At 40.8% G+C, this 17,863-nt stretch carries 15 protein-coding genes and 1 pseudogene; 10 read left to right on the forward strand and 6 right to left on the reverse strand.

The features are described 5' to 3' along the window. The first annotated feature begins 303 nt into the window (after window positions 1–303). From MKY99_RS01050 to MKY99_RS01075, 6 genes are all read left to right on the forward strand, one after another. Window positions 304–1,692, forward strand: a complete 1,389-nt coding sequence (locus MKY99_RS01050; protein WP_339268180.1) for a sugar phosphate nucleotidyltransferase — start codon at window positions 304–306, stop codon at window positions 1,690–1,692. Continuing rightward, window positions 1,689–3,770 (forward strand): glycosyltransferase family 2 protein, encoded by a 2,082-nt coding sequence (locus MKY99_RS01055; RefSeq protein WP_339268182.1) that lies wholly within the window; start codon window positions 1,689–1,691, stop codon window positions 3,768–3,770. The genes MKY99_RS01050 and MKY99_RS01055 overlap by 4 nt, the downstream gene beginning before the upstream one ends. Window positions 3,771–3,827: 57 nt before the next feature. Further along, window positions 3,828–5,321, forward strand: a complete 1,494-nt coding sequence (locus MKY99_RS01060) for a glycosyltransferase family 39 protein (RefSeq protein WP_339268183.1) — start codon at window positions 3,828–3,830, stop codon at window positions 5,319–5,321. Between the two features lie 323 nt (window positions 5,322–5,644). Continuing rightward, the gene (locus tag MKY99_RS01065; RefSeq protein WP_339268185.1) at window positions 5,645–6,328 is read left to right on the forward strand and encodes a Crp/Fnr family transcriptional regulator; all 684 of its coding nucleotides are present in this window, start codon (window positions 5,645–5,647) and stop codon (window positions 6,326–6,328) included. Between the two features lie 144 nt (window positions 6,329–6,472). Then, window positions 6,473–7,096: a hypothetical protein gene (locus MKY99_RS01070; protein ID WP_339268187.1), complete on the forward strand. Its 624-nt coding sequence runs from the start codon at window positions 6,473–6,475 to the stop codon at window positions 7,094–7,096. Window positions 7,097–7,108: 12 nt separating this feature from the next. Beyond that, the gene (locus MKY99_RS01075) at window positions 7,109–8,929 is read left to right on the forward strand and encodes a cyclic nucleotide-binding domain-containing protein (protein ID WP_339268189.1); all 1,821 of its coding nucleotides are present in this window, start codon (window positions 7,109–7,111) and stop codon (window positions 8,927–8,929) included. A 66-nt stretch (window positions 8,930–8,995) separates the two neighbouring features. Here MKY99_RS01075 and MKY99_RS01080 read toward each other — a convergent pair. Both MKY99_RS01080 and MKY99_RS01085 read right to left on the reverse strand, forming a co-directional pair. After that, window positions 8,996–9,243, reverse strand: a pseudogene (locus tag MKY99_RS01080) (hypothetical protein); the annotation flags it as partial. A gap of 32 nt (window positions 9,244–9,275) precedes the next feature. Continuing rightward, window positions 9,276–9,746, reverse strand: coding sequence for a MarR family transcriptional regulator (locus MKY99_RS01085; protein ID WP_076286808.1), 471 nt, complete (start codon window positions 9,744–9,746; stop codon window positions 9,276–9,278). A 263-nt stretch (window positions 9,747–10,009) separates the two neighbouring features. Here MKY99_RS01085 and MKY99_RS01090 point away from each other — a divergent pair, with 263 nt between their 5' ends. The 3 genes from MKY99_RS01090 (at window position 10,010) to MKY99_RS01100 (ending at window position 13,259) form a co-directional block, all read left to right on the forward strand. Further along, window positions 10,010–11,398, forward strand: a complete 1,389-nt coding sequence (locus MKY99_RS01090) for an MFS transporter (protein WP_339268191.1) — start codon at window positions 10,010–10,012, stop codon at window positions 11,396–11,398. Between the two features lie 213 nt (window positions 11,399–11,611). Then, window positions 11,612–12,499, forward strand: coding sequence for a DMT family transporter (locus MKY99_RS01095; RefSeq protein WP_339271445.1), 888 nt, complete (start codon window positions 11,612–11,614; stop codon window positions 12,497–12,499). 100 nt (window positions 12,500–12,599) lie between these two features. Beyond that, a complete protein-coding gene (locus tag MKY99_RS01100) occupies window positions 12,600–13,259 on the forward strand; it encodes a 2OG-Fe(II) oxygenase (protein WP_042184065.1) in 660 nt (219 codons plus the stop codon). A gap of 81 nt (window positions 13,260–13,340) precedes the next feature. Here the strand turns inward: MKY99_RS01100 and MKY99_RS01105 are convergent, their stop codons facing one another. Together MKY99_RS01105 and MKY99_RS01110 are read right to left on the reverse strand one after the other, a co-directional pair. After that, window positions 13,341–13,949, reverse strand: coding sequence for a zf-HC2 domain-containing protein (locus MKY99_RS01105; protein ID WP_076286684.1), 609 nt, complete (start codon window positions 13,947–13,949; stop codon window positions 13,341–13,343). After that, entirely contained in the window at window positions 13,946–14,428 is a 483-nt protein-coding gene (locus MKY99_RS01110; protein WP_042184069.1) for a sigma-70 family RNA polymerase sigma factor, read from the reverse strand. The genes MKY99_RS01105 and MKY99_RS01110 overlap by 4 nt, the downstream gene beginning before the upstream one ends. Window positions 14,429–14,624: 196 nt before the next feature. Here MKY99_RS01110 and MKY99_RS01115 point away from each other — a divergent pair, with 196 nt between their 5' ends. Continuing rightward, the gene (locus MKY99_RS01115; RefSeq protein WP_076299956.1) at window positions 14,625–14,966 is read left to right on the forward strand and encodes a nitrous oxide-stimulated promoter family protein; all 342 of its coding nucleotides are present in this window, start codon (window positions 14,625–14,627) and stop codon (window positions 14,964–14,966) included. Window positions 14,967–15,018: 52 nt separating this feature from the next. On the opposite strand, the gene MKY99_RS01120 is transcribed toward MKY99_RS01115, so the two are convergent. Next, window positions 15,019–16,371: a solute carrier family 23 protein gene (locus MKY99_RS01120; protein ID WP_339268193.1), complete on the reverse strand. Its 1,353-nt coding sequence runs from the start codon at window positions 16,369–16,371 to the stop codon at window positions 15,019–15,021. Window positions 16,372–16,409: 38 nt separating this feature from the next. Further along, entirely contained in the window at window positions 16,410–17,774 is a 1,365-nt protein-coding gene (gene guaD, locus MKY99_RS01125) for a guanine deaminase (protein ID WP_339268196.1), read from the reverse strand. Between the last annotated feature and the right edge of the window lie 89 nt (window positions 17,775–17,863).

A 17,863-nucleotide genomic window follows, 5' to 3' on the forward strand; every position in this document is an offset into this window, starting at 1 on the left:
TCGGGTCCGCCATGTAAAACCACATCAGCAAGAGGATGTGGTTTTTGCTTTATTTACAATCTCTATGGTCCTCGTAACAATTTGACCATATTTTTTTGTATAATATGATCCTTTTTTAAGGAAAATGTAGAATTCTAGTATTTGGAAGGTTAATATGTTAGATTATGTATGAATTATCTAGATGTGATTACGGCTATTTGCATTTTGGATGAGTATCGTCAAATAACTAGATTAATAGTGCTGCCTTTAGGTTCCTTTCATTGAGATATTTGATCTTTCATTAATAGCTAGAAGGAGAATACTATGAAAATAATACTTTTATCTGGCGGATCTGGAAAGCGATTATGGCCGTTGTCAAACGACTATCGTTCGAAACAGTTTATAAAGGTAATGAATAGTAATAATGGCATTAATGAAAGTCAAACTTCAATGATCCAACGAGTATGGAACAACTTAAAAAAGTATGATCTTGCTTCTTCGGCGATCATTGCAGCAAGCAGGGTACAGCAAGAGGTCATCGAATCTCAACTTGGCGATGATGTTACTCTCGTGCTCGAGCCCGTTAAGAGGGATACTTTCCCGGCAATATGTCTAGCATCGAGTTTTTTGCATACAAAATGGAATGTGAACGAAGATGAGGTAGTTGTAGTCATGCCTGTCGATGTTGAAGCGGATGAAGGCTTTTTTGCTGCTATTAGGCAGCTTGCGCTTGAATTTGAATCATCGACAGCAAATATAGGGCTTATTGGCTTGAAACCGACACATCCTTCAGAGAAGTTCGGTTATATTCTTCCTGATTCTTCAGATGAAAATGCAGCTTTGTTAACAATTGACCGATTTGTTGAAAAGCCTGCTTCAGACGAAGCATCACAATTGATTGCTTTGGGTGCGCTATGGAATTGCGGGGTATTTGTTTTCCGCTTAGGCTATCTACTTCAATTATTGGATATGTCACAATGGCCTAGGCAATACGAGGAGCTTCTTACTCAATATCATACGATGCCTGCCATCAGCTTTGATTATGAAGTGGTTGAAAAGGAAAGAAACGTTGTCGTGAAACCGTATGAAGGAAAATGGAGTGATCTGGGAACCTGGGATGAATGGACAACCACGATGCCAAGTTACTTGAATGGAAAAGGTATTCTAAGTGAGGATAGTGTAAATACACATATCGTCAATGAATTGCAGATCCCAATCGTTGTGATGGGGATTTCCAATGCAATTATCGCGGCCAGTCCAGACGGGATTTTGTTCGCGGATAAAAAACTCAGTCCCAAGCTAAAGGAACTGATAAAGCCCATTTCAGCAAGGCCTATGTACGAAGAGACCCTATATGGATGGTACCGTGTGATTGATATAGAGAAAAACGAGATGGACCAGCACGTAGTTACGAAGCGGGTGCATGTATGGGCTAGAAAACATATTAGCTACCAGATTCATACGATGCGCGAAGAAATATGGACGATTATTAGCGGAAATGGGGATGTCGTTGTTGATGAGCAACGCTTTACCGTGAGTTCAGGGGATGTGATTCATATTAAGTGTGGATCGAAACATGCAATTAGGGCGATAGATGGCCTTGACCTGATTGAGGTTCAAATTGGTGTTGAAGTTAGTGAAGAAGACATAACAAGATATGACTACGACTGGGAAGAGCACAGGCTCCTAAGGAAAGGAAGAATATTCGTATGAAGCCTGTACGTATTGGGGATGCACTGTTGAGCGAAGGCTTAATTACAAACGAACAGCTGCAAGAAGCTATCGATTACCAGACAAGATTTGGCGGTCGCCTAGGCGATATTATTATGAAACTAGAAGGTGTGGATCGCGAAGGGATTCAATTATTCACTCAGCAGCTTCCAAGCAAAGGACGACTAGGCGAAATGCTGGTGAATACAGGGCAGATTACGCAAGAACAGCTGGATCAAGCTCTTTTGTTTCAACAGAAAAGTGGAGGTATTCTGGGAGATATTTTGTTATCGTTTCGTTTTATTGAACCTGATCAGCTATATCGGGCCATTGCCACTCAGAATAATATGGGTCGTATCGGCGTGGAGTTTTCATTTGAGCAGGAGCATAAATTGCCAGAAACGATGGCCCGTGCTTATAATGCGATTATTTTAAATAGAGATTTCAACCGGTACTTGGTAGCGGTGAGTAGCATTCTATCTCAGGAACAGGTGAGGGAACTAGAAAGATACCTGGACAGCCCGATTGAACAAGTAATGGCAACTAGAGACGAGATGGAATTATTCTGGAAAGAAGTTTACGTCGAGGAGCTCATGTTGGAAAGTACGGATAAGCTTATAGCCGAAAAACCAGAAGATTCCGCACATATTACGTTTACGAAAAGACAAACCATTGGATTACTTATATCCGGTGTATTATTTGTGGGCGGTTTGATATGGGATTGGCTATGGACATTAATCATATTTAACATCGTTGTTCAAATCGGATATTTATTGATGTCGGTCTTTAAATATTCCATTTTAATCTACGGGGCAAAGGAATCAGCTCAGCTTAGGTACACGGAGGAAGAAATTGCAGCTATAGATGAAAGATCCTTGCCGGTATATAGCATACTGGTTCCTATCTATAAGGAAAGCAATATCATTCCACAGCTTATTCGAAATATTGAAAACTTAGATTATCCTAGATCGAAATTGGATGTCAGGCTGCTAATTGAAGAGGACGATGTCGAAGCCCAGGAATTACTGAGAACGTTCAAGCCTCCATCTTATTTTACGGTGCTTGTTGTGCCGCACAGCTTGCCCAAGACTAAACCAAAAGCTTGCAACTACGGTCTTATACGGGCAAGAGGAGAATATGTAGTTATTTATGATGCGGAAGATCGTCCCGATCCAGATCAACTGAAAAAGGTATACCTTGCCTTTCAGGCGAGTCAAGAAAATGTTTGCTGTATACAGGCAAAGCTTAATTATTACAACAGCAATCAAAATCTACTAACCCGCTGGTTCACTCATGAATATAGCATGTGGTTTGAATTGCTTCTGCCAGGAGTAATGCAACTCGATATTCCAATACCTTTGGGAGGCACTTCAAACCATTTTAAGACGGATGTATTGAAGAAAATTAATGCGTGGGATCCGTACAACGTGACGGAAGACGCGGACCTTGGAGTTCGACTATATAAAGAAGGATACAAGACGGCTATTGTTGACTCCAGAACATGGGAAGAAGCAACGAGCCGAGTAGGCAACTGGATTAGACAGCGGTCGAGGTGGATTAAGGGTTATATGCAAACATGGCTTGTCCATATGCGTAATCCGGTTCAGCTTTGGCGTGACCTCGGAGCAAAAGGCTTTTTTGGCTTTCAAGCGATGGTGCTTGCAACTCCCATGCTGCCTTTATTAAACCCTATATTTTGGACAATGCTGTTGCTGTGGTATTTGGCGAAAGTAGAAATCATACCTCTATTTTTCCCAGGTCCAATTTATTATTTTGCCGCATTTGAATTGTTTATTGGCAATTTTATTTTTGTATATAGTCTTACTGTTGGTATTTACTGGGTAACAAGAGATTTACATAATAAAGGAAATAAAGTATTTTCATTTTCACTTATCAAATACACATTGTTGACGCCGATTTATTGGGTGTTGATGAGTATCGCAGCAATTAAGGCGGCAATCCAACTCGTCACCAAGCCATTTTATTGGGAAAAAACGACTCACGGACACGCTACAATGGATACACATCATGCAAATTCAAAAAATGGATACATCGATGTAGGCCAACAAATAAATGGATAGGTGAATTGAATGTCAGTTACATGGAAACGATCAAAATATATTATCTTTTTTTTGGTTTTGTTACTAGAGTTGGGGGTAGGATATTACCTAACATCCATTTATGGATTTATGTCGGGAGACGCTTCAAGCCGTGTAGCTAATGCTTTCTATGTCCTTTATAGTCGTGAGCCGAGCCTTGCAAATATTGGGTTTGTCTGGAATCCTCTCCCGAGTTTTATTGAGATGATTTTACTTGTTTTTTATCCCCTATTCCCAGCACTTGCATCAGAAGGATTAGCTGCCGTTATCGTTTCCAGCTTATTTGCTGCTCTAACTGTAGCGTTATTAGTAAAGGCTGGAAAGCAATTCGGTTTGAACAAATGGTTAAGCATCATCTTTGCACTGCTTTACGCTTTTAATCCGTATATTTTTTATTATGGAGCTAATGGACTAACAGAGGTTATCTTCATTTATTTCATTAACATAGCTGTGATCCAAATGCTGCTCTGGATGCATAAAGATGGTGCAAGACCTTTGGTTATAGCAGCCATTGCAATTGCATTTGCTTTTTGGACACGTTACGAAACTGTATTTTTTGGGGCAGCACTAGCAGTAGCGGTCCTTATCTGGATAATGCAGACCAAAAAAGAATTAATGAAGGAGCGGTTGCAGCAAGTCGAGGGAACGTGGATTCTTCTATTAACGCCGGTTGCTTTCTCAGGATTGTTATGGATTTTCTTCAACTATACAATTATGGGGGATGGATTTTACTTTCTGACATCCAGCTACGGGAATTTAGGACAAGCTACCTTATTAATGGAAGATGAGAAATTTACTTCGCTGGTTAATAACCCTATTTCTACTTTAATTTTCGTTGCGGAGCGTTTATGGTATTTCAGTATACCGCTCATTATCATATTTGTGATGCGTATCATAGAGCGGCGAATATTCAGATGGGATTTTCTCATGCTGCTTATACTTGCACTCTCAATACCTTCGATGCAAGTTATTCTTTTGCTAAGGGGAGGGACTGCAGCGTGGATTCGATACTACATGTATGTATTTCCGATCGTTGTTGCGTGGATTCCTTACGAGATTAGCAAAATGAGATTTCGTAAAGTAGGATCAACCCTGCTCATTATTGGGATGCTTATAAGCGGAGTAGTCATGGGTATGATGATGAATAATCCGAAAATCGCATCCGATGAATATGAGGCTTTCCGTCAAAATAAGCTGTTTGAAGAACAACAAGCTGGCGCAGCGGTAACAGCATTCATTAATAAAAATGTGCCTAACCAGATGATTCTTACAGACTCATTCAGCAGCTTTAGAATTATTATGGGCAGCAGCAATCCTAAAAACTTCGTTATAACAAGTGATGATGATTTTGTAGAATCGCTTGAAAATCCTGCAGAGCATAACATTGATTTTATCCTGCTTCCAAACCCGAAAGCCGTTTTGTCCATAGATGGAGTGAACCAAAAGTATCCGGATCTCTATGAAAATGGAGCAGAGTGGACTACATTGTATCAAGAGTTTAATGGTTATTGGAAACTATATAAGGTGAAGTAGGCTTGAAATAATGAATCCTTCACCTCCTAAGCCCTAAGCTATCATCAACAACAAATCCCCTCGCCTCTACCCAAAACCACATCAGCAAGAGGATGTGGTTTTTGCTTTCTATGACCTGTCTAAAGACTTGTAGAAAAGCATATCCTGCCAGGATTATTAATCCATAAAATGTAAAAATGTCATATGATAATTTGATGACTACAGTCACTATTTATCTTAATTTAAAAGTATTACAATAAGGGATGGTCCTAAAGATTTAACTTTTGCTAGAGTTGAAGCCTAATAGAAATTATAAAATGATGCACTGGAGGCTGCTCTTGAAGATGAACCCACAACTGTTACGAGATTTCCCATTCTTCGAACATCTTGATGATGAATATTTAGCTGAAATTTCCAAGTTATGTAGCGAGCGTACTTATATAAAGGGAGAGTCTATCTTTTTTGAAGGTGAAGAGGGAGAGGAACTCTATCTGGTTATATCTGGAGTTGTTCAAATCTATCAAGATAACCACTCAAGGGATGTAATCCTTTCTATTTTTAGAGAAGGTGATTTCTTTGGAGAGATGGCTTTATTGCAAAATGAAAGAGCACGTTCTGCGTCTGCAAGAACCATTGAGAAATCCACCTTATGTATTCTGAAAAAACGCGATTTCATACCCTTATTAAAAAGTAATCCAGAAATATTAATCGGCATTTTGGAAACAGCGTTAGATCGTCTACGTGATGCCAATAAATTAATAACAGACTTGACCGTTATTGACGTGCGTACGCGCATTGCTCGCGTATTGTTGCGTCTAACAGAACAGCATGGAGTGCCCTCTGATGAGGGTGTTCTAATCGATTTGAAGCTGACGCATCAACACCTGGCGGATATGACAGGAACGGCGCGCGAGACCGTGACAAAATCATTGCTTGGATTACAGGATGAGCAGTTGATACGTATTGATCAGAGGAAAATACTTGTGTGCAACATAGATAGACTTAGAAAGATACTTGATGTGATTTGAGTTTGAGTATTTGGAAATTGTAATTGGGGTTACAGACCATTAATCACCCAAAATGATATAACAATATTAACAAAGAAAGCGCATATTTGGATTTGTTAATCGTAATGACGCAATGATCATCCATAAATGAAAAGAGGAAATGAAATGAGCGTGAAAAGATTAGTTTTATCTATGTCAGGTACTTTTGTACTGGGGATCATTGTAGGAGGGGCTTTGTTGTATAACAATTCGGTGTATAACTCTGTTAAGGATGCCCTGAATGGAAATGCCACGCAAAATTCGGTAGGTAGCGTTGATATGAGTGGTGTGACACAGGTTAACATTCAGGGCATGGATCTTGAAGCAGCAATGATGGCTGTACAGTCGAATCGTGCAAGTATGTTAGAGGATCAGTTGAAAGATCAAATCGCATCCGTACAAGCCAAGAATGAAACAATCTCAAAACTGAATCAATTGCTAGGAGTGATCAATGAAGAGCTAGCGAAGCTTCCTTCAGGTGCCGAGGCCAACGCTGCTGTAAAGCTGGCAGATGACAAGGGGGCCATGTTTACTGCTATGAGTATGGCTATACCGCAAACAAAAGGGCAACTTGAGAATCTGTTGGGACAAATCAAATCACAGATTGATAGTGCAAGTAATAGTCAGCAAATGGACATGCTGCGCCTGCAAAGTCTAACGAATAAACGTAACGAAGCTTTTGATACAATGACAAATTTTATTAAAAAAATGCAAGATTCCAGAAGTAGTGTTATTGGAAATATGCGGTGATGAGTTAAACCTATGATACCAAGTGCTGCAGTCGATTTTCTACGTGATCATCCGTTATTACGAGGTATTCCTGATGATGAGCTACGAAATGTAATTAATGCTATAAAACTTGTGTCTTTAGAGGATGGACAACGACTTCTTATGGAAGAGTCCACCTCTAAGGACTGTTTCATTATATGGCAAGGAAAAGTGCAAGTCACCTCGGTTAACTTAGTTGGGCAGGCACTGCTCTTGGCTGAACTTGGACCGGGAGAATTAGTCGGAGAGATCGGTCTGATTCGGAACGTACAAAGATCAGCTAGTGTTACGGCAATCGGGCCAGTACAAGCGTTGCGTCTAGACCGTTCCTCGTTCGAATATTTGGCGAGCCTGAGTCCGCTATTTTATGAGAGTGTGCTTGTGAACATACGGATTCGAATGATCCATAGTATGCTTCGCAAAACGACAATCTGGTCGGTCATCCCTGATGCTGAACTTCGGGGTCTTGCAGAGATTACGACGATCAAGAAAGTAACGAAGGGCGAAGAGATTATCGTAGAAGGTGCGGTAATGGATCAATTTTTCATGATTAGTAGCGGGAGTATCGAACTTCACGGTCAAAAGCGGCGCAAGACTGTTCTTCGTGAAGGGGATTTTTATGGAGAGACAGAGTTACTAACAGACACAGCCTCCTTGCACACGTTGATCGCGTTAGAAGATAGTGAACTGCTAATCATGGGCAAGTTAGAATTCTTAACTATACTTGATTATTACGCTCCGGTTCGACAACAACTCATTGAGTTTCTAAATATGCGAACACCTCATATGTTGGAGAAAGTGACCATCGCCTTCGGCGGGGAGTCTGTTGCAGAGGATAATAAATCGCTACCTAAGGCCAAGGACAAGTGGATGGAGCAATTACTCTGGTTGGTCGGTGGATTCCTTGTCTTATCCTTCTTGGCACTGTTCCTTCATAGCCAATGGTGGAAGATCGCCGCCTTAATTGTTGGAGGTGTGGTGGGTCCCCTAGCATTCGTAGCTTTTGTGAGAAATCAGCAGTTAATAGGCTTTCGTCAGAGGAGGCTTGGTTTAGTTTTTGTGTCTACCGCAATTGTTGCTATCCCTCTGGCTTGGTATTTAGAGCGGATTTGGCTTTTTGAAGTCAAAGCAAGTTCCTTTGACTTTTCGCAGTTTTACGTGCCTTTGTCTGTAGCTCTAATAGAAGAAACTGCAAAATTATTAGTCTGTGTGATGCTCGTTCGAACGCGAAAAATCCATTTTCTGATGGATGCAGTGGTGTTTGGTGCCGCAGCAGGAATGGGATTCGCTGCAGTGGAAAGTATTATTTATGGATGGGTGCATATAGACGAAGCCTCTTCACTTGGGATGCTCGCCGTCCTATGGATGAGAGCATTATTATCGCCATTCGGTCATGGAACATGGACTGCGATTGCAACTGTGGGTTTCTGGTATGCAAGCAGTATGCATAAGCACTCGAATTTGGGGGACGGTAGACCGTGGACGAGAGGGCTACGTGCAATGGGGATGTTTTTGGCAGCAGTCGTGATGCATGCACTATGGAATTATCACTTTGAATCGGGTCTGATGAAGGCGGGAGCTATGGCTGTAGTCGGGTTTATAGGACTCTATTTATTATTCTCACTTATTCGTAGGGGAAGAAAAGAGGAGTTCCATGCATTGAATATGTTGAATCCAACCACCCATGAGGCGATAAGGCATGACGATCAAGTGAAGCCCATGACGCAGGAGCTTTACTGTGAAGGCTGCGGGTCATTGTCTCCTCAGGGTACCCGCTATTGTGCACGCTGTGGCCAAGCATTAAGGGTTAAATGATAATTAACTCTGACGTAGATCCAAAAGCTCCATTCCTAGAGGAACGGAGCTTTTTTACGTGTTTATTTAGAAGCATGTGAAGGATTGGATGGATTGTAAGCTCAATCCAGTGTAGACCCAAAATCTTCCATTTCACTGAAACCCCGCAACCGAGGTGCGTCCTACGAAACCGGGTAAAACCAGCATTGATTTCTATTCACGAGCCAAACGTACGTATTCCGAAACAAACAACCAGCGATTGCTCCCAGATCGACAGCCAAGGGTGAAACCGCAGATTGCTGAGGGATGAATTCCGGGGGAGGTGAGCTGGGTGCCGTGAGTTCCTATTCCTCGATGTGGCTGCGACTCACTTAGCTTCTTCACATAAATCGGAGATTGCTTTGTTTTTGGTTAGTTGCAATAGAAGGTCATAGAATTGCTTTCTTTGCTCCATTGAAAGATTCTCCAGCATGTTGTCAGCGACTGTATCCTGGAAAGTAAGAACTTCCTCAATCGTGGATTGTGCAAGTTCCGTAAGCTGGATCAGTGTAGCTCGTCGGTCGGTTGGATCAGGAATTCGAACGAGGAGCTTATCCTGCTCAAGTGCATCAACAAAATCAGTAACGGTGCGTGCTTTGATCCCTAACTTAACAGCTAACTCATTCATACGGATATTGCCTGTTTCGGCAACGACTGAAAGCAGGCGTAACCTGGGACCGGAGAGATGATAAGGCGTATTAAGCGCTAATAACTGGGATTGAAATTCTGTTTTAATGTAGTTGGTTGATCTCATTAATATGTGAATGACGTCTATCGCCTTGGGATGATCTGTGTTCATGGATGTAGTGCCTCCTTGACTTTATTGTCAATTTTTCATACTAAATTTCATGGAAACGGTGAATATGTGTGCACTCTTAATGAGTACACTCTTTATATTATACTCTTATAAGGCGCATCCAGCTATTCTTCCATGTAAATGATATAACTTGACACGCAAGAAAATAATGAGTATCCTCAGTAATATATAATACTGAGGATACTCATTATTTATCTTTTTACTTATAGTTCATTATGAATTTAATCAGAAAAGAGGTTTAGATCATGACGGATACATCATCACAAAATGCAGATAAGCTGCTGAAAATACTTGTAGTTACCTTAATATTCTCGGTTATGAACGGTACAATGTTCAATGTAGCTCTCCCTGAGATCGGCAAAGAGTTTAATCTCGTTCCATCGCAGGTTAGTTGGATTATGACCAGTTATATGGTGGTTTACGCGGTAGGTTCCATCGTCATGGGGAAATTGGCGGATAAATATCGGTTGAAAGATTTGTTAACGTATGGACTGCTTATATTCGCTCTCGGTTCATTAATAGGTCTGCTTGCTAGTGAGTTTTGGATTATTATTCTGGGCCGTGTAATTCAAGCTGCCGGTGCTTCCGTCCTTCCTGCAACAGCAATGATCATTCCAATCCGTTATTTTGCTCCCGAGAAGAGGGGGAGAGCGCTTGGAACTTCTGCGGTTGGGTTAGCGCTTGGTAATGCTTTGGGGCCGGTCGCTGCAGGCCTCATCACCAGCTTTGGGAACTGGAGACTCATGTTCGTCCTTTCCTTGCTTCCGCTACTGACGCTTCCTTTCTTCCGAAAGTATTTAGATAATGCGAGAGGGAAGGCAGGAAGTATTGATGTCCTTGGTGGCGGGTTACTAGCTGCAGCAGTCGCAATCTTCTTGCTTGCCATCACACAGATGCAACTGTGGTTGTTCCTCGGGGGCCTTGTCTTGCTAGCCTTATTTATCATTCGGATTCGGAAAGCTGAGGAACCCTTTATTAAACCCGTTTTGTTCCGTAACAAAACCTATTCGATTGGGTTGTTGCTTGCTTTTACGACGACAGCTATGAGCTTTAGCATGACATTCATGACACCACAATTTCTAGCGACAGTGAATGGTTTGTCCCCTTCGACCATTGGGTTCGTGTTAGTACCAGCTGCTATTGCTTCGGCTATCATGGGACGCAAGGGAGGCAGGTTGGCTGATGATCGTGGTAATTTCGTACTTGTGTTCGTCGCTTCGGTATTGTTATTTCTTGCTTTCTCCCTACTCTCTACTTTTATTGGATTATCGGCATATTTCATTGCCATCATTTTAATATTAGGGAACGTGGGACAGACTTTCATGCAAATCTCGATGTCCAATACGATTTCACGATCGCTGCCAAAAGAGGAAACAGGAGTGGGTATGGGACTACTCTCCATGATCAATTTTATCTCTGGCGCGATGGCCATGAGTGTAGTCGGGAAAATGCTCGACAAGGGTACTGCTGTTGTACAGTTCAATCCTTTGAATACTAACGCTACTGCTCATGTGTATAGTAATATTTTTCTCGTCATGTCCCTAGTGATTATTGCGGTAGTTGTGATTTACCGTTATCAGTTTGGTACGGGTGCTCCCGGGTCGATGAGTATTAAGAAAAAAATGGAGGTTTAATATGCCGCATTCAGCGCCCTATGGATATTATTCCCTCTATAAATTCAGCGCATGAAAAACCCATGGAGGTTATAATAGATACAAAGAAGAACCGATGTTTGCTAACCAACAGTACAATAGACCCCGTATCTTACGATGGGTGGGGTCTATTTTTTTTGGCGTAAGGCTGTAATGGGAAAATTGTGGAGTCGGTATTATTGAAAGGTGATTCAAATGTTAAAAGCTTATGGTTGGCTCACTTTTTGTGTAGTCGTATGGGGCAGTAATTTTGTGTTTGGAAAGATCTTAGTTGAGGACTTCTCCCCCGGTCTATTAACTTCACTGAGACTTTTATTTATAGTGTTATGTCTAGTAGGAATAACGGCTTACAAAAAGAATTTTAAGCTGGTGAGTAAATCGGATGTATTCCTAATTTTATCGCTAGGTGTTATTGGTGTGTTTATTAATCAATGGTCCTTTTTTAAAGGGCTGCAAACAGCTGATCCAACAACATCTGCAATCATTTTAGCTATGACTCCTATTTTAACGGGTTTATTAGCGGCAATTTTTTTAAAGGAAAGATTAACGATCCGTATGTTGATGGGGTCTATTCTAGCGATCATAGGCATTTATTTTGTCGTTGTAAAAGGGGGATCCTCCTCTTTGCATTTTGATAAAGGACTACTGTGGATTGTTGTAACGATGATAACCTTCGCCATTATGATTATTATGACTAGGGTACTCTCACAAAGAATAGATCCGTTCACGATTACTTTATATTCGAATCTGGTGGGCTTTATTGTATCGATCCCGTTTGCCTTCTCGCTAGATACACCTTTACGAATGAGCTCGAATATTACGGATTGGGCTCTGCTGATTGGAACCGCTGTTGTTGTACATGGTGTAGCTACACTGGTTTGGAATAACAATATTCGCCATGTTGATGCTTCAAAAGCGTCTGTATTATCTAATTTAGAGCCTTTTGTAGCTATGATCATGGGGTTGATATTACTGCATAAACCTATCACAGGTGTAGAAATATTAGGGTCTTTGTTCATTCTAGCAGGAGTTATGCTATCTACGTATCAACGAAAAATGCGATATAAGCAAACAATAGCCTGATTTTCTGAGTCTTTAGATGTTCTGAAGTTAATCAAGCAAATAAAACCATTTTATGGTATGTTTTTTGCGATGGATGTTATAACTTGGGAGCTGCATAAGGATGATAGGGAATACGACAGGGAATGCGACAGACAAAGAACGGACGATATTTGATCATGCTGGAAATACGATTAAGACAGAAGATCGAGAGATTCGAATTCTTGCCAAGTATGAGGAACCGTTGGTTGTCTTGTTAGGAAATGTGCTTAGCGATGAGGAGTGTAATGAGTTAATTGAATATTCTAGGCAACGATTGCAACGTTCAAGAATTGGTGAAGACCATGCGGTCAATCCGATTAGAACGAGCAGTGGTGTGTTCTGTGAGGAGAATGAGACGGTTACAAGAATCGAGAAACGATTCTCTCAAATTATGAATATTCCTATCGAGCATGGTGATGGCTTGCAAGTTCTGCTGTATATCCCTGGCCAAGAGTATTTACCCCATCATGATTTCTTCACTCAAACGAGTCGAGCAAGTAGCAATAATCGAATTAGTACGCTCGTGATGTATTTGAATGATGTGGAGGAAGGTGGAGAAACAGCTTTCCCTATGCTTAATTTAACAGTGAGTCCTAACAAAGGTATGGCGGTCTACTTCGAATATTTTTACGATAATCATGAATTAAACGAGTCCACCTTGCATGCAGGTACGCCAGTGATCAAAGGCGAAAAGTGGGTTGCAACGATGTGGATGAGAAGACAAGTCCTTCGCTCATCATAGAGGTATGAACAGATACTAAGTTCCATATGGAGTATCAGTAAAGACACCTTAAAAGGTGTCTTTTTCGTTTAACGGCAATGTCTACTCCACCAAAACGCCATTAATAAACGTCATAGTTTTATCTTTGAATTCAAGGATAAATTTGTTTGGGAAATCCAGATCGGTTTGAATCTCCGTCCCCAACATAACTTTTTTTCCTACATCATCAAAGGGATTGTGAATCAAGCCTCTAGGGGTATACCTAGTTTCGGAACCGATCACATTATTATTTTCATCGCGGATAAATTTAGTTTTTCCTGAGAACACCAAGTCCTTGCCGTTTTCCAAAGTCAGATGAACCTCCAAATGAGTCTTTGTCTTCTGATAATCGATGGTCACATCTTTAGAGGACACAGGGAAGCCAATCACAAAAAGTCCAATAAGAGCTGCAGCCAGTATGATTACCGATAAGATGGAAAGGACGATTACCTTTATGTTTTTTGATTTCACCTTTTTAAAATAATTAAGTTTGTTAACCTCTTCTTTATCAACAATAGGCACGTTTAGATTTGCTGTTGCAGTCATTTCGTTATATGACTGAAGGCAGCTTTCGCAGGTTTGCAGATGTTTTTCAATCTCTTCGTTGCTATGTAAAGAGGTTAGCTTTTCGATATAGGAGGGCAATAAATCCTGAATGATCTCGCATTTCATGAAGATCTTCCTTTCATTAATTTTTGTTTTCCACGGTAAAAGGTAACTCTTGCCCAGGTTTCATCCCTTCCGAGAATTTCGCCAATTTCCCGAAAGCTGAATTCTCCGGTCAAACGCAGATACAATACTTCCTTGGTATTTGGATCAAGTAAATGAAGCTGTTTAAATAACTCCATTTTGTCTTGAGCTAAAATGAACTCAGTTTCTGTTGAATTTGCGTTAGAAAAAGGAGGGTCTTCTAATTCACAAGTCTTTCTTTTGTTCTGCTTGTCCAGTTCCTGATACCACACATGCTTAGCAATCTGACAAAGCCATACATATACTTTGCAGGTTCCATCGTATTTGTGTATGGACTTTATAGCTCTATAAAAGGTTTCTTGGGTGATTTCTTCTGCCAGTAAGTGATTATGACAAAAACTAAATACGAATTTATATACTTGGGTTGAATATTCCCTGTATAATTCCTCGTTGTCCTGCATCCGTTCACCTCCTCACTTTATATATCCGTAAAAAGCTATAAACGTTACAGCCTTTCTAAAATAATTATGAGTATAACGAAATAACGCCTTGGGTGTGTAGTATGATAAAAATCCTTAGAAATGTAAAAAAAGAAGGACTGCTTTTCCTCTATAATTAGATGAGATCTTATTGTACAAGTTACAAGGGGGCTCATAAATGACAATAAAGGTGAACCGACAGTTAAATGAAGGTCCTAAAATTCAAAAAGAACAAGATATTGTCACGAAAATGATTCGTATATATTGTAAGAAAAAACATCACCATAAGGGGCTTTGCAACGAATGTCAGGATTTAAACGATTATGCTCTGAAGAGGTTAGCTTATTGTAAGTTCGGGGAAGTGAAAACGGCTTGTGCTAAATGCCCTATTCATTGTTATAAACCGGAGTATCGTCAAAGAATAAAAGGGGTTATGCGTTTTTCAGGTCCATGGATGTTACTGTATCATCCCATTGAGTCAATTAGGCATATTCCATTACCCAATAAGCTGAGGAAATAAGTAAAAAACGGACATCGTTTGATGCCCGTTTTAAGATCTAGCATTTTACGTTCTATTTTCCACCTGGCAGTAGTTTATTCAATAAGATCGCTGCCAATGAAGCCGCTAGGATAGGTGAGCCCAATAAATATTGCACGAATGAAGGTAAGGAATGTAAGTAGTCGCCAGGAATGAGTACCAAAGCTAACGTGATAATCATCGGTATTGCGATAATATACATTTCTTTCTCGCCAATCGTTACGTTCTTCATCACCTGTACACCATTAATTGCAATGATCCCGCAGACGATAGCGAAGACGCCGCCGATTACAGCGGATGGAATGGAAGAGATCAGAGCAGCTAATTTACCAGAACAACCGAAGAGGACAAACCATCCTCCTACTGCGAGGAAAACACGGCGGGAGGCAACACCTGTGATGGAGATAATGCCCGCATTGGTAGAATATCCTGTTACAGGTGTTGAACCGAGTGCAGAAGCAATAAGACAGCCAATCCCCTCACCGATAACCCCTTTATTAATATGTTCGTCTGTTAAAGGTTTATTGATTACGTTGCTGACAGCAAACCAGGTACCTGTTGTTTCAGCTAGCAGTACGAGATAAATAATAACCATGGTGATAATAGCCGAAAAGTTGAACGAGAATCCGAAATCTACAAAAGCGATACGAGGCATGCTAAACCAGTTCGCTTTGCTAATCGCTGAGAAATCTAACACACCCATCAAGTTAGCAGAGATACATCCAACTACTAACGCCATCATGACGGAAATAATTCGGAAGATCGATCCTTTATTACGGAACATAGAACCGAGAATCACGAATAAAAGGAGTGTACCTGCTGAAATAAGGGCTAACAAAACGTTCTGATTGATTGAAGCGCCTGAAGCTCCATAGATATTGTCTCTTATAGCAACAGGTAATAAAGAAAGACCAACTATGAATATGATCGTACCACCTACAATGGGTGGGATAAAGTTCTTAACGATTTTATTAAAGATCCCGACATAGCCCAAAATAATAACTAGAACCGCACCGATTAAGCTGGCACCTAATACGGAACTCCAACCCAGCTCCCCGCCGCCACTAGCGGCATAAATACTGACGATCGCACCAAGCGGAACATAAGATGGACCTTGCGCGATAGGAAGCTTCATACAGAAATAAGTCTGCACAATCGTTGCAAGTCCAGCAGCAATAAAGGTAGATTGAATCAACGCGCTTGACTGATTCGGTTGCAAGCCGATTAACATTGCAATCAGGAAAGGAACTACATAAACGTCCATTGCCAATACATGTTGAAAGCCTAGGATGATGGATTTACCGAAGGAAACTTTTTCATCGGGTAGAACGGTTAATAGTTGTGACTTCAATGGCGCTTGATCTTGTACGTTTGCTTGTGTTTCCACTCAGATGCCCACCTTATATTTTCTAGTTTTATCGATCCTTAACGTGAATGAACCTTTTCACCCTGTACCCAGACTTCACGGATATTCTCAGGTCGAGCTAAATACATCATCTTTTGAAACACGTCCTCTAAATCTTCATTCCCATCAAAAATAGGCAATCTAGCCGATGGTAATTTCGTATCAATAATTTGAACATCCCATGTATAGCCTTCTAGTATCCGACCGATAGGTAAGCTTAAACTTTTACCACCGCCAGCAGTAGCAAGATAGAAAGCTTCATCAATCTTAATCCGTGATCCTAGTAATCCACGCTCTTGTGCAGGAAGGGAAGGATTAACGCCATCCTCTAGCATTCTTGAAGACATTACAGCTTGTCTTATGTTATCGAAGAGACTAGGTGAAAAACCGCCAGAAATATCAGACCCTAAACCAATCTCTACACCTTTGGAGTGGAAATGAGCGATAGGGATGACACTATTGGCAAAATAAGCGTTTGATATTGGACAATGCGCAATAGCCGTTCCTGTCTCCGCAAATAACTCTACATCTTCTTCTTCTAAAAAATTACAATGTGCCATTACAGATTTATCACGGAGTAGACCGAAATCATGCAAGGCAAAAGCATCGTTCTTCTGGAATCGTTCTTGTACATAACCATGTGCCCAATCACTTTCACTACAGTGCGATTGAATATGAGTATCATATTTGGCGGCTAAGTCTCCTAAACCTTGCAAAGCCTCATTCGTACAGCTAGGAATGAACCTAGGTGTCACTACTGGATAAACGCCTTGCTTAGTAGATTTGGCTAGTTCTTTTACCGCTAGTATAAATTCTTCTGTATCTTTAATTGCGGTGTCGGTGTCAGTGTCGCGATAGTATTCTGGATTTCCTTGAGGGTCGTCCATTACCACTTTTCCAACGAGTCCGCGTTGTCCTTTATCCGCACATATTTGGGCTAATAGTAAACTGGCTTCTTTATGCACCGTTGCAAAATAAAGGGCTGTAGTAGTTCCGTTCGCGAGTAAAGTATCAACCACATCAGAGTAGACCTTTTTAGCAAAATCCAGGTCCGAAAACTTAGACTCCAGTGGGAAGGTGTACGTATTTAACCAATCATAGAGTGGAATATCTAATGCAGTTCCAGATTGAGCCCACTGCGGGGCGTGAACATGCAAGTCGATAAAGCCAGGCAAAAAATACTGACCTTCAGCTAATCGATGGAAGTTGTCTTGGTCTTGATAAGTAGCTAGTAAAGTTTGATAGTCGGGTTCTTCTGGTGAAACGATCTTTTCTATCATTCCATCTGTATTAATGCAGTAGAGATGGTCTTTTAAAATTTGAATTTCCTTTGGTGATTTGCTTGAAAATGAAGTGCCTAGGAATATTTGCATATATTCAGTCATGATTTCCGCCTTAATGTTCGTCTTTTGGTGTTCGTTTGTTATTATAATCCGTAAAAAATGATAAGTCTATACCTAAAGTCGAACAAAGA

This window comes from Paenibacillus sp. FSL R5-0470 (assembly GCF_037975205.1).
Taxonomy (GTDB): domain Bacteria; phylum Bacillota; class Bacilli; order Paenibacillales; family Paenibacillaceae; genus Paenibacillus_AQ.

Bases quoted from the DNA above. Each gene is read 5' to 3' on its own strand.
- MKY99_RS01055 (WP_339268182.1), top strand. From the start codon at position 1,689: ATGAAGCCTGTACGTATTGGGGATGCACTGTTGAGCGAAGGCTTAATT.
- MKY99_RS01115 (WP_076299956.1), top strand. From the start codon at position 14,625: ATGACAATAAAGGTGAACCGACAGTTAAATGAAGGTCCTAAAATTCAA.
- MKY99_RS01075 (WP_339268189.1), top strand. From the start codon at position 7,109: ATGATACCAAGTGCTGCAGTCGATTTTCTACGTGATCATCCGTTATTA.
- MKY99_RS01110 (WP_042184069.1), bottom strand. From the start codon at position 14,428: ATGCAGGACAACGAGGAATTATACAGGGAATATTCAACCCAAGTATAT.
- guaD (WP_339268196.1), bottom strand. From the start codon at position 17,774: ATGACTGAATATATGCAAATATTCCTAGGCACTTCATTTTCAAGCAAA.
- MKY99_RS01100 (WP_042184065.1), top strand. From the start codon at position 12,600: ATGATAGGGAATACGACAGGGAATGCGACAGACAAAGAACGGACGATA.
- MKY99_RS01065 (WP_339268185.1), top strand. From the start codon at position 5,645: ATGAACCCACAACTGTTACGAGATTTCCCATTCTTCGAACATCTTGAT.
- MKY99_RS01105 (WP_076286684.1), bottom strand. From the start codon at position 13,949: ATGAAATGCGAGATCATTCAGGATTTATTGCCCTCCTATATCGAAAAG.
- MKY99_RS01095 (WP_339271445.1), top strand. From the start codon at position 11,612: ATGTTAAAAGCTTATGGTTGGCTCACTTTTTGTGTAGTCGTATGGGGC.
- MKY99_RS01070 (WP_339268187.1), top strand. From the start codon at position 6,473: ATGAGCGTGAAAAGATTAGTTTTATCTATGTCAGGTACTTTTGTACTG.
- MKY99_RS01050 (WP_339268180.1), top strand. From the start codon at position 304: ATGAAAATAATACTTTTATCTGGCGGATCTGGAAAGCGATTATGGCCG.
- MKY99_RS01090 (WP_339268191.1), top strand. From the start codon at position 10,010: ATGACGGATACATCATCACAAAATGCAGATAAGCTGCTGAAAATACTT.
- MKY99_RS01085 (WP_076286808.1), bottom strand. From the start codon at position 9,746: ATGAACACAGATCATCCCAAGGCGATAGACGTCATTCACATATTAATG.